The organism is Brachybacterium sp. EE-P12 (assembly GCF_003711805.1).
Taxonomy (GTDB): domain Bacteria; phylum Actinomycetota; class Actinomycetes; order Actinomycetales; family Dermabacteraceae; genus Brachybacterium.
This window is the reverse complement of record NZ_QXCP01000007.1, coordinates 64642-76505: the sequence shown is the minus strand read 5'-3', so window position 1 is coordinate 76505 and position 11864 is coordinate 64642. Positions and strand designations below refer to the sequence as shown.

The window sequence follows — 11864 nt, the reverse complement described above, 5'->3', positions numbered from 1 at the left end:
TCAACCACCTAGTCAAAACAGCCTGACCAAACCAACCGACTGACTCCAACCAGCTTGACAGTCAACGGAACTGCACATTTCCCGGTGGCGGTCCGTGCGGCGGGGCGGTGCTAGAGCCGGCCGGCGGCCTTGAGGGCGAGATAGGTGTCGGCCAGGGCCTGCGGGGCCCGGTCCGGCGGGGCGTCGACCACATGGGCACCCACCCGCTCGAGCGCATGGGAGACCCCGGCGCGCTCGCCGCGGGCCTGCTCCGCGGCGGCCGCCCGGTACACGCTCTCGAGATCCTCGCGGCCGGCGGCGAGCTCCTCGAGCGCGGGATCGGCGACCGAGGCGAGCACCAGCGGATGGTCCTTCGCCAGGCGCGCGGCGACCGGCAGCAGGCCGGAGTGCACCACCTGCGCCTCGACAGGGGTGATCAGCACGACGAGGGAGCCGCGCCGGGTGCGGGACTCGATCGTGGCCGCGGCCCGCTCCCAGTCGGTCTCCACCAGCGCCGGCTCCACGGCGGCGGTCGCGGCGACCATGTCGTGCAGCACCTTGGTGCGGGTCGAGCCGAGCACCGAGACGTGCGGGATCCGGTCCACGCACAGCAGGTCCACCCGGTCCCCGGCTTGTCCCGCCAGCGCCGTCAGCAGCAGCGCCGCGTCGAACGCCGCGTCCAGACGGGTCGCCTCGCCGAGCCGGCCCGCGGAGGTGCGGGAGGTGTCCACGACGATCAGCACGTGCCGGTCCCGCTCGGGCCGCCAGGTGCGCACCACGACGCTGCGCCGGCGCGCGGTCGCGCGCCAGTCGATCGAGCGGACGTCGTCGCCGTCCACGAAGTCGCGCAGCGAGTCGAACTCGGTGCCCTGGCCGCGCTGATGGATCGCGGCGAGGCCCTCGATCTCCCGCAGCCGCTGCACCCGGGAGGGGAGGTGCTTGCGGGAGCCGAAGGGGTGCAGCGCGAGCATCCGCCCCGGCGCCTCGGCACGGGCGCTGCGCCGGGCCAGGCCCATCGGCCCCACCGAGGCGATCAGCAGCTGCCGGGAGCGGTGCTCGCCGCGCCGCGTCGGTGTGAAGGACTGGGCGATCGCACGCCGCTCCTGCGCGGGCACCGTGAGGCGGCTGTGCTGGGAGGCGAGCCCGGCGGTGGGGTTCCAGGCATCGCGCACCTCGAGCCGCGCCCGACGGGAGGTGGGATTGGTCAGCAGCACGCGCCCGGTCACCGTGCCGCCCAGCCGCACCTGCGTCGGCGCCTCGCGACGCACCAGGACCCGCCGCGGGTCCGCCGCGGCGAACGCGTCGGCGAGCACCACGATCCCCCACAGCGCCAGCAGGACCAGGAGCACCCACCACCGCGGCCACAGCACGATCACGGGCAGCGCGAGCAGCGCGACCAGGGCCGCGCGCGGGGTCAGCGAAATCCTCATCGGTGCTCTCAGCGGGGGACGGGCACGGAGGCGAGGGTCGCGGCGAGCACGGACTCGACCTGGGTGCCCTCGAGCTCCGCCTCGGTGGTCAGGCGCACCCGGTGGGAGAGGGTCGCCGGCGCCATGGCCTTGACGTCGTCGGGCGTGATGAAGTCCCGGCCGGAGAGGTACGCCCAGGCGCGGGAGGTGCGCAGCAGCGCGATCGCGCCGCGCGGGGAGACGCCCAGGGTGAAGCTGGGGGAGCGGCGGGTCGCGCGGCACACGTCCACGATGTACTGCACGACGGGGTCCTCCGCGGCGACGCCGGCGACGTCCTGCTGGGCGCGGTGCAGGGAGGGCACGTCCACGACGGCGCGCAGCCCCGTCGCGGCCAGGTCCGTGGTGTCGAAGCCGTCGGCGTGACGGCGCAGCACGTCCACCTCGACCTCCCGCTCCGGCAGCGGCATCACGGCCTTGAGCAGGAAGCGGTCCAGCTGAGCTTCGGGCAGGGTGTAGGTGCCGTCGAACTCGATCGGGTTCTGGGTGGCGACGACGAGGAACGGGTCCGGCAGGGGGCGGCTCGCCCCGTCGACGGTCACCTGACGCTCCTCCATGGCCTCCAGCAGCGCGGACTGCGTCTTCGGAGGGGTGCGGTTGATCTCGTCGGCCAGCAGCAGGTTGGTGAACACCGGACCCTCGCGGAAGACGAGGTCGCTGGTGGTGTTGTCGTAGACGAGCGAGCCGGTGATGTCGCCGGGCATCATGTCCGGCGTGAACTGCACGCGGCGCATCCGCACCTCCAGCGCCTCGGCCAGCGAGCGCACCAGGAGGGTCTTCGCCACGCCCGGCACCCCCTCGAGCAGCACGTGCCCGCGGCACAGCAGCGCGACGACGAGGCTGGTCACGGCCGCGTCCTGGCCCACCACGCCCTTGTGGATCTCGGCGGCGAGCCCCTGCAGCTGCCCGCGGGTGTCGACGTCGACCGGCGGGGCCGACGGGGTATGCGAGTCCGACGGGGCCTGCGGGCCGGCGGGGTCGTCGCTGCGCGGCGGGGTGGGGTCGGTCATCGGTCGATCTCCTTCTCGAGACGGTCGAGGTCGTGGGCGAGGCGCACGAGGTCGCGGTCGGTGGTGACGGGGGCGGGGCCGAGCAGCGTGCGCAGCTGCTCCGCGGTGGCGTCGACGTGGGGGTCCAGCGCTGCGATCAGGCCCTCGAGCGCGGACTCGTGGCGCAGCCCGAGCCGGTCGGCGAGCCGGGTCGCGGCGGCGGCGCGCAGCGCGGAGGCGGCGGCGTCGCGGGCGGAGGAGCGCTCGAGCAGCCGGGCCCGTCCCAGCACGAGCTCCTGGGGCCGCACCGTGACCGGCAGCGGCTCGACGACGACGGGGCCGGGACGGCGACCGAGGGCGAGCAGCGCGAGGACGGCGACGAGCACCAGCCAGGCCGCGAGCGGGCCCGCCCAGTCCGGCAGGTGGTCGAGCAGCGAGGGCGAGGAGGTGCCCAGCGGATCGGTCGCGGAGGGCACGTACCAGGACAGCTGCTCGGAGGCGGACAGGGCGTTCAGGACGAGGGCGGAGTTGTCGGCCCGGCCCACCCCGTCGTTGGTGAGCAGGTCGGCGCTGCCGAGGACCAGCACGCCCTCGTCCTCGGCGGCCAGCGCCCCGGAGTCGGCCGCGAAGCAGGTCGCGGCGTCCCCGCCGCGCGCGCTGTAGAGCGTGGCGGGACCGCGCAGGCCGTCCTCGGCGGAGGGGACCTCGAGCACGCGGGCCTCATGGGCGAGGTCTGCGCAGTCGGGCCCCGCCTCGACCCGGGTCTGCTCGCGCAGCGCGCCGGTGGGGGTGATGCCGGGGGCGAGAGAGGACAGGGCCACGAAGTCGGGACGCACGAGGACCAGGCGTCCCCCGCCCTCCTCCCGGGCTTCGGCGAGGAGGTCGAGCTGCGCGCCGCTGAGGCGCGCGGGGTCGGTCAGCAGCACCGTCCCGCCGTCCTGGAGGTCCTCCGCGGCGTCGGCGGTGTGCCGACGGGTCTCGACCTCGACGCCGAGGCCGCCGAGCACCTCGACGACCGCCTTCGAGCCCTGTCCGGTCGGTGCGTCGGGCTCCAGCGGCCCGTCGCGGTAGAGCCCGCGCGCCACCGAGAGCAGCACGGCGGCGAGCACGGCCACCGCGATCGCGACGGCGAGCCAGCGGCGGCGCCGGCCCTCGGCGTCCTGCGGCGGCGTGCCGGGAGAGGGGAGGGGGGAGCGCGAGGACGGCGCGGCGGCCCCGGCGGACGGGGCGTCAGCGGAGGACGCGGCGTGTGCGGCGCCCGGGGCGGCGGCGCTCATGCCCCGGCTCCGCTCGCTCCGGCCCCGGCGCCCGCGTCGGCGGGCTGGTCAGCCGTGAGATCGGGGGCGGTCTCGGCGATGTACTCGGCCAGGCGCAGCAGGTCCTCGGCCGGCTTCTGGCCGGCGCTGCGCACGGAGTAGGCGGCGGTGTCGAAGGCGTCCGCGCCGCGCTGGAGGCGGCCGCGCAGGTCGGGGAAGGCGGCCGCGGCGCGGTGGGCGGCCTCGTGGGCGGTCATGCCGGTCGCGACGTCCAGCAGCGTGCGCTCCTCGAGGTCGCGCACCAGGGCGCGCAGCGCCAGTACGGTCCCGTCGTCGCTGCGGCCGGCGTCGATCGCGGCCCGGGAGGCGCCGCGCAGCTCCTCGCCGCTCAGCACGGGCTCGGCGTCCAGCGCGGCGTCGACCGCGAGGGAGGGGCTGCGGCGCAGCATCCCGGTGCGGCGCAGCACCAGGACCACGACGAGGGCCAGCGCGAGCACCACGAGCACCGCGATCACGGCCTGCGAGGTCGAGGAGCCGTCGATGCCGTCGAGCAGCCCTGTGAGCCAGTCGTCGATCACGCCGAGCAGCCAGGCCACGAAGCCGGGGGAGTCGTCGTACTCCGCCTTCGAGAGCTCCTCGAGGATCCGCTCGCGCGCCTCGTCGGGACCCAGCGCCGGTGCCGCGGGGATCATCGGGTGCCGTCCGCCGCCCAGGCCTCGCGCGCCCGGCGCGTGAGCTCGACGTCCCAGGCCTCGTCGCGCATGCGCACATCGGCGTACAGCGCCGCGACGCCGGAGCAGAGGAAGGGGGCCAGCAGGAACGTGGCGAGATAGCTGCCGAGCATCGCGAGGATCGTCATCACCGCGACGCCCAGCACGACCGCCTCGAAGCTGCTCACCAGCAGGATCGCGACGTAGGCGATGCCGGCGATCGTGCCGATCACCCCGGAGATCACCTGGACGACGACCATGTACAGCGCGTAGAGCAGCACGGCGATGCCGAGCACGCGCCAGAACCGTCGGCCGCGGGTGAGCGCGAAGCCGCGCCGGATCGCGCCGAGCACCCCCAGATCCTCGAGGACGAGCGAGGGGATCGCGAGCACGGTCCGCGCCCAGAGCCACAGCATCGCCAGCAGCCCCACCAGGGTGCCCAGCAGGATCGGGAGGATGGTCAGCCAGCCCGGCTCCTGGACGATCAGGATCGGCGCCAGCCCCAGCAGGAAGGGCACCGCGAACAGGATCGCGCCGAGCACTGCGAGCAGGAGGCTCGTGCCGAGGGCGGGCAGGCCGCGGCGGCGCATCGTCGCCCACACCTCGGAGGTGGGCACCGCCTCGCCGATCGCCTCGCCGAGCGCGAGCCGGGTCAGCGCGACGGTCACGAGGGAGGCGGCGACCGTCGTGATCAGGCCTGAGATGACGCTCGTGACCACGGTCAGCACGATGTCCCCGATCGAGCCGGTGAAGGGCACCTCCTGCGCGGCGGTCGGGTCCTGCAGCGAGGCCTGCATGTCTCCGATCATGGGCACCATCCCGGCGCCGGTCAGCAGCGTCAGTAGCACGAAGGCGATCCCGTACACGGCCGCGGAGACGCCGAGCACCGCCTTGGGGCGCAGCCGGTAGATCCGCACGGCGGCGCCGAGGATCTCGCCGAGGCCCAGCGGTCGCAGCGGGAACAGCGGGGTGGACTGGACGAGCTCCCGGCGGGGAGCGCCCTGCGGCGCCCGGCCGTCCTGCGGGGCGTGACCGTCGGCGGGGGCGGGGCCGGGCAGGCCCCAGGTGCCGCCGGACGCGCCGGTGCCCGGGGGCGTCGGCTCGTCCGGGACGTCTGCTCCGGGGGCGGTCCACGGACTGCTCATCGGTGCTCCTTCGTGAGGCGGTGCTCGCTCCCGACTCGGCCGGACCGGGCGGGACTGCTGGAGCCGACCTTACGGAGCCGCGACCCCCTCGCCGATCCGACGAACGTCGACACCCGGGCGTCTTCCGCCCATCCCGCAGAGCGGGCACGCGCGCTCGGGCACCCCCTCATTACCGCGCGGACACCCCGGGGCAGGGGGCTGCGGGGTCCTCGACGCGGCCGGTGGCACAATGACCTCCATGACGACGCCTTCACGGATCCTCGTGGTCGACGACGATCAGGCGATCGCCGAGATGGTCGGGATCGTCCTGCGCGGCAAGGGCTTCGAGGTCGCGACCTCGCCCGACGGCGCCTCCGCCCTGGAGGCGTTCCCGCGGCTGCGCCCCGACCTCGTGCTGCTGGACCTCATGCTCCCGGGCATGGACGGCATCGAGGTGTGCCGCCGCCTCCGCCGCGAATCGGGGGTCCCGATCCTCATGCTCACCGCCCGCACCGACACCGCCGATGTCGTCGAGGGGCTCGAGGCGGGGGCCGACGACTATCTCACCAAGCCCTTCGAGCCCGAGGAGCTGGTCGCGCGGATCAAGGCGCGCGTGCGCCGCGTCGAGCCGCCGACGACCGAGCAGCTCGCCATCGGCGACCTCACCATCGACGTGGACGGTCACGAGGTGCGCCGGGACGGCGAGCTGATCCCCCTCACCCCCCTCGAGTTCGACCTCCTGACCCAGCTGGCCCGCAAGCCCTGGCAGGTCTTCACCCGCGACGTGCTGCTGCGCGACGTGTGGGGCTACCGTCACAGCGCCGACACGCGCCTGGTCAACGTCCACGTCCAGCGGCTGCGCTCCAAGATCGAGCAGGACCCGGAGAACCCCTCGATCGTGGTGACCGTGCGGGGGGTCGGATATCGCGCGGGCAGCGGGGCCTGAGCATGCCGGTGCGGCGGTGAGCGCGCCGGAGGGGCCCGCCCCTGCTGCGTCACCCGACGTGCCCGAGGCGTCCGCGCCGCTCGGCCGACGGGACCGGCTGCTGCGGGCCGTCGATCCGCGCAGCTGGTCGCTCGCCCTGCGGGTCGTGCTCGTGACCACGCTGCTGTCCACGATCGCGCTGCTCGCCGTCGGCGCGTATCTCTCCACCGTCATCGCCGACGGCCTGTACGAGCAGCGCCGCGACCGGGTGCTCGAGGAGACCGTCGAGGTGCGCGACGACCTCGGGGAGTCCCTGGCCCAGCTCCCCGGGGCCACCAGCACCCAGCAGCAGGACGCGGTCAGCGCGTTCGTGCAGTCCACGGGCGGCCAGGGCGGAGGCGACCGGCGCGAGGTCGCGCTGATCCCGGTGGAGACCACCGGCACCGTCTTCCCCGTCGCCTCCTCGGACCGGACCCTCTTCGACGAGGTCGACGACGAGTTCGCGGCCGCCGTCGCCGCGCAGCCGGACGCCGTCTCCTGGCGCTCGATCGGACGCGAGGACGAGGACGGGCGGACCAGCCCCGCGCTCCTCGTGGGCACCCGGGTGGTGGTGCCGGGCGCCGGCTCCTACGACCTCTACCTGATCTACTCGCTGCAGGAGGAGCAGCAGACCCTCGCCTTCGTCCAGCGCGTGATCCTCGGCGGCGGGCTCGTGCTGCTGAGCATCATCGTCGGCATCGCGATCGTGATCGCGCGCATGGTCACGACCCCGCTCAAGCGCGCGGCGCGCGCCGCGGAGCGGATGGCCGGCGGGGACCTCACCAGCCGGGTCGAGGTCTCCGGGGCCGACGAGCTCGCCCGGGTGGGCGAGTCCTTCAACGACATGGCCCGCAGCCTCGCCCAGAAGGTCGACGACCTCACCGAGCTCTCCCGCGTCCAGCAGCGCTTCGTCTCCGACGTCTCCCACGAGCTGCGCACCCCGCTGACCACGATCCGCATGGCCTCCTCGGTGCTGGACTCGCGCCGGGAGGAGCTGCCCGGCGAGCTGCAGCGCACCGCCGAGCTGCTGGCCGCGCAGGTCCAGCGCTTCGAGGTGCTGCTCGCCGACCTGCTGGAGATCTCCCGCTTCGACGCCGGGGCCGCGGAGCTCGAGGCGCTGCGGGAGGACATGGACGCGCTGGTCATGCAGGCGGTCGAGGATGTGCGCCCTCTGGCCGGCGCGCGCGGCTGCCTGCTGGACGTGCGGCTCGGGGACGACGCGTCCACCGCGGTCGTGGATGCGCGGCGCGTGGATCGGATCCTGCGCAACCTCCTGACCAACGCGATCGAGCACGGCGCGGGCCGTCCGGTGCTGGTCCAGACCGCCGGTGACGAGGATGCGGTCGCGGTGGTGGTCCAGGACTTCGGCCACGGCATCTCCCCGGAGGACGCGCGTCGCGTCTTCGACCGCTTCTGGCGCGCCGATCCCTCGCGTGCCCGTACCCTCGGCGGGACAGGTCTCGGCCTGTCGATCTCGGTCTCCGACGCGCACCTGCACGGCGGCTGGCTGCAGGCCTGGGGCCAGGAGGGGGAGGGGGCGGTGTTCCGCCTGACCCTGCCGCGCCGGCCCGGCACCGAGCTGGTCCGCTCCCCGCTGCGGCTGGAGCGGCCCTTCGACCGCGAACGCGCCGAGGACGCCGTCTCCCCGACGCCGACGGGGGAGATCCGCATCGGCCCCGACCTGCTGCCGGACCTCGAAGCTCCCGGCACCGAGGAGCTCGCCGACGAGGACGCGGCGAGCGGAGAGGAGACGCGATGATCCCCGCCCGCCGCACCGTCCTGCGCGCCGTCGGCGCGGCCGCCCTGCTCGGCCTCGGCTCCGGCTGCGCCCGCATCCCCGTGGACTCCGGCATCGACAGCCGCACCCTCTCGGGCCGCTCCCATCCCGGAGCCCCCTACGTGCGTGCGCTGCCGCCCGAGCCGGGCGCGACGGCGCAGGAGGTCCTGGCCGGATTCGTGCAGGCCGGCGTCGGGTCCGAGGACGACTTCGCGGTGGCCCGCGCGTATCTCACCGAGGAGGCGAGCGCGCAGTGGGACCCCACCGCCCGGGTCACGATCTACTCCGGCAGCAAGGAGCTGCAGGTGAGGGAGGAGAGCGAGGGGCATCTCGTGCTCGCCCTCCAGGCCGTCGCGATGGTCGATGCCCGCGGGGTGCGCAGCGCGCTCGCCGGGCCCACGCCGCGGGAGCTCGCCGTCGCGGTCGAGGAGGTCGACGGCCAGTGGCGCCTCCGCGAGGTGCCCGACGGCATCTTCCTCTCCGAGGCGGCCTTCGAGAGCCTCTACTCCCCGGCCCGCCTCTACTTCCTCGACGCGCGGGAGACGCATCTGGTGCCGGACCATCGCTGGGTGCCGCTGCGGCGCGGCGCGGCCGCGGTGCTCGAGGGCCTGGCCGCCGGACCGTCCGCCTTCCTCGAGGAGGCCGTGGGCAGCCATGTCCCGCAGACCACCGTGATCAGCGACGACGCGATCGAGAGCGGGGCCGACGGCACCGCCCGGGTGGAGGTCCCCGCCGAGATCGCGGAACTCGCCTCGCAGGAGCGCCTGCTGGCGATGTCGCAGCTCGAGGCGTCGCTGCGCTCGCTGCGCGTCCTCTCGGGCGTGCGCCTGGTGCAGGACGGGCAGGACGTCGACCTCGGCGAGGAGAGACGGGTCGAGCGCGCCCTGCCCGGGCACCGACCGCTCGCCGCGGGAGAGACCGGAGTGGTCTCCCTGGCCGATGCGAGCAGCGCCGAGGACCCGCCGCAGCTCGTCCCCGATCTCGCCGAGCTCGAGATCGCCTCGCCCGCGATCATCCAGGGCGGCGGCCTCGCCGCGGCGCGGAGCCGTGACGGGTCGACCGTGCTGATCGCCTCGACGGACGGCTCCGTCCCTCTGCGCGAGGCCGCCACCGGCACCGGTTTCGTCCCGCCCCGTGTGGACGGCGCCGGCTGGGTGTGGACCTCCGTGGGCTCCAGCGCGGGCGCGCTGCTGGCCCTGTCCGGACAGGGCGCGGAGCAGGACGCGAAGGTCGACGCGCTCTGGCTCTCCGGCCGGGAGGTGCGGGCGTTGGACGTCGCCGCTGACGACACCCGCATGCTCGTCCTCTCGGGCGAATCCGGGGAGGCCCGGCTGGAGCTCTGCGCCGTGGTGCGGGATGCGGACGGCACTCCCCTCTCGCTGACCGAGCCGGTCCTCGTGCGCACCTTCCTCTCCGACGTGACGCAGATCTGCTGGTATGACGAGACAGCCGTCGTGATGCTCGGGACCGATCCGTCGAGCGAGGAGCTGCGCGCCCAGGTGCTCGACCTCTCCGGGGCCGTCGAGCAGCTGCCGGTGCCGGCCCCGGACACCGTGAGCCTGGCGGGCTCCGTCGTCGCCGAGACCGTGTGGGCGGCGAGCGGATCCGGGCAGCTGAGGCGCATGGACGGCGAGGGCTGGCAGGACGTGGAGGTCAGCGGGCGCGACCCCGGGTTCTACTGACCGCGGCGCGGGGCCCGGGGCGCCGACGTCCGTCCCTCCCCAGCAGTCGTGCGTCCACAGCCCGCGGCCCGTCCGCCCGTGCCCTCCCGACACCTGCTGTGATCACCCCATGGACGATGCGGGCGGATCGGGGGAGCGGGCATCGCATCGCGCCGTCCCGCTGCGGGCGAGGACGCGGGGTGCGGGGGCGCTCGCGGTGCTCGCCGAGATCGCCGCGCAGACGTGCTCCCTCGTCGCGCCCCGCCGCTGCCCCTGCGGGCACGAGGGGACCTGGCTGTGCCGGAGCTGCCGGGCGCTCCTGCACGGCCCGCCGCTGCGCGTCGACCCCTCCTGCGACGCCCTGCAGATGCTGACCGCCGCCCGGGTGCGCGAGGAACGACGGGACGGCCGACTCCTCCCCGCCGGGGTGGATCTCGCCCCGCTGCTGCCCGTCCTCGCGCTCGGCGAGTACGAGGGCGATCTCCAGCGCCTCGTCCTCGCCTGGAAGAACGGCGGGATGCTGCACCTGTGCCGCACCCTGGCCGTCTCCCTCGCCCCGGCCGTGGACCGGCTCGTGCAGGAGGCGGGTGCGGCAGAGCCCCTGCTCGTGCCCGTCCCCTCCCGGCGCGGGGCCCGGCTGCGCCGCGGCGAGGACCACACCGGCGAGCTGGTGCGCGCCCTCGAGCGGGAGGGGGCCGGCCGCGCCATGCTGCTGCGTGCCACGCCGACCACCGCGCAGGAGGGCCAGGGGGCCCGCGCTCGCCGACGGCGCCGGATCCGGCTCGAGCCCTCGGCGGCCCGCCGCGTCGCCGTCCGGAACCGACCGGTGGTGATCGTCGACGACGTGGTCACCACCGGCGCGACCCTCCGCGGCATGCACGAAGCGCTGACGGCGAGCGGGATCGAGGTGCTCGGCGCGGTCGTGATCGCTTCGGCCCGGATCCCCCGCGACCCCGCTGCGCGGCACGGCCGGAGGGTGCCGTGAGCCTCGAGCGCCGGGTGGACGGCGCACGGAGCGGACGAAGCGGACAGCGCCCATGACCTGGCAGGGGAGGCCCACGATCCACGGGACCGTCGGACAGGAAACGCGGAGGGAAACGTGGCATGCTTGGTGTTCCTCGCCACACATGGGCGAGTCCCCCTCGATCAGGAGGTGCGCACCCAGCCGAAGAGCCATCGCGGCCGGGCTCCGAGCGGCCGCACCCGGACAGGAGGAGAAACCACTCATGGAGATCAATGTCGTCGGACGTCACATGGACGTCCCGGATCGTTTCCGCCGCCATCTCACCGAGAAGCTCGACAAGGTCACACAGCTCGCTCCCGCGGCGCTCCGCGTCGACGTGGAGATCTCGCAGGAGAAGAACCCCCGTCAGGCAGAGCTCAGCGACCGGGTCGAGCTCACCGTGCACGAGAACGGGGCGGTGATCCGCTCCGAAGCCCGTGCCGACGACCTCTACGGCGCGCTCGACATCGCTTACGGCAAGCTCCTCGAACGACTCCGCCGCGCCCGAGACCGGCGCAAGGATCACCGCCGCGGACGCGTTCGCGCCCACCAGGGGACCGGCGCGAGCCTGCGCACCATGCCCGCGGACCAGGAGATGCCCGAGCCCCTGCGACCGGCCGAGGACCCGGCTGAGCAGGACTCGGAGTCGAGCCAGCAGGCCGAGACCTACGAGTCCGACCTCGCCGAGGCCGGCAGCCCCGTGATCATCCGCGAGAAGAAGCACACCGCCACCCCGATGAGCGTCGACGACGCGCTCTACCGGATGGAGCTCGTCGGCCACGACTTCTTCCTCTTCGTCGACGCCGAGTCCGGCAACCCCAAGGTGGTCTACCGCCGCAAGGGCTGGAGCTACGGCGTGATCGAGCTCGACGGAGAGCAGAAGGCGTCCTGACGCAGACCCTGCTCCCACGGGCGGGAGGGTGCCGCACGGCGCC

Annotated in this window: 10 protein-coding genes; 5 read left to right on the top strand and 5 right to left on the bottom strand. The window is 74.6% G+C overall.

Going from position 1 to position 11864, the window contains the following annotated elements; translation table 11 throughout:
• Positions 1 to 110: 110 nt before the first annotated feature.
• The 5 genes from D1648_RS11715 to D1648_RS11695 are packed head-to-tail and all read right to left on the bottom strand — an operon-like array spanning position 111 to position 5545.
• Positions 111 to 1409, bottom strand: coding sequence for a DUF58 domain-containing protein (locus D1648_RS11715; RefSeq protein WP_122942030.1), 1299 nt, complete (start codon positions 1407 to 1409; stop codon positions 111 to 113).
• A gap of 8 nt (positions 1410 to 1417) precedes the next feature.
• Positions 1418 to 2455: a MoxR family ATPase gene (locus D1648_RS11710; protein ID WP_122942028.1), complete on the bottom strand. Its 1038-nt coding sequence runs from the start codon at positions 2453 to 2455 to the stop codon at positions 1418 to 1420.
• On the bottom strand, positions 2452 to 3711 hold the full coding sequence (locus D1648_RS11705) for a DUF4350 domain-containing protein (protein ID WP_241155472.1): 1260 nt from the start codon (positions 3709 to 3711) through the stop codon (positions 2452 to 2454). Before D1648_RS11705 ends, D1648_RS11710 begins: the two co-directional genes overlap by 4 nt.
• Complete coding sequence (locus tag D1648_RS11700; RefSeq protein ID WP_122942026.1) at positions 3708 to 4382, bottom strand: DUF4129 domain-containing protein; 675 nt, start codon at positions 4380 to 4382, stop codon at positions 3708 to 3710. Before D1648_RS11700 ends, D1648_RS11705 begins: the two co-directional genes overlap by 4 nt.
• Positions 4379 to 5545 carry a glycerophosphodiester phosphodiesterase gene (locus tag D1648_RS11695; RefSeq protein WP_122942024.1) on the bottom strand — a complete coding sequence of 389 codons (1167 nt, stop codon included), beginning with the start codon at positions 5543 to 5545 and terminating at the stop codon, positions 4379 to 4381. The genes D1648_RS11700 and D1648_RS11695 overlap by 4 nt, the downstream gene beginning before the upstream one ends.
• 229 nt (positions 5546 to 5774) lie before the next feature.
• Between D1648_RS11695 and mtrA the strand changes: the two genes are divergently transcribed.
• From mtrA to hpf, 5 genes are all read left to right on the top strand, one after another.
• Complete coding sequence (gene mtrA / locus D1648_RS11690) at positions 5775 to 6470, top strand: MtrAB system response regulator MtrA (protein ID WP_122942022.1); 696 nt, start codon at positions 5775 to 5777, stop codon at positions 6468 to 6470.
• Between the two features lie 16 nt (positions 6471 to 6486).
• Positions 6487 to 8247, top strand: a complete 1761-nt coding sequence (mtrB, locus tag D1648_RS11685) for an MtrAB system histidine kinase MtrB (RefSeq protein ID WP_241155471.1) — start codon at positions 6487 to 6489, stop codon at positions 8245 to 8247.
• The gene (locus tag D1648_RS11680) at positions 8244 to 9947 is read left to right on the top strand and encodes an LpqB family beta-propeller domain-containing protein (protein ID WP_122942018.1); all 1704 of its coding nucleotides are present in this window, start codon (positions 8244 to 8246) and stop codon (positions 9945 to 9947) included. Before mtrB ends, D1648_RS11680 begins: the two co-directional genes overlap by 4 nt.
• Positions 9948 to 10056: 109 nt before the next feature.
• Complete coding sequence (locus tag D1648_RS11675) at positions 10057 to 10911, top strand: ComF family protein (protein WP_164518697.1); 855 nt, start codon at positions 10057 to 10059, stop codon at positions 10909 to 10911.
• Positions 10912 to 11152: 241 nt separating this feature from the next.
• Positions 11153 to 11821 (top strand): ribosome hibernation-promoting factor, HPF/YfiA family, encoded by a 669-nt coding sequence (gene hpf, locus D1648_RS11670; protein WP_122942013.1) that lies wholly within the window; start codon positions 11153 to 11155, stop codon positions 11819 to 11821.
• Positions 11822 to 11864: the final 43 nt, after the last annotated feature.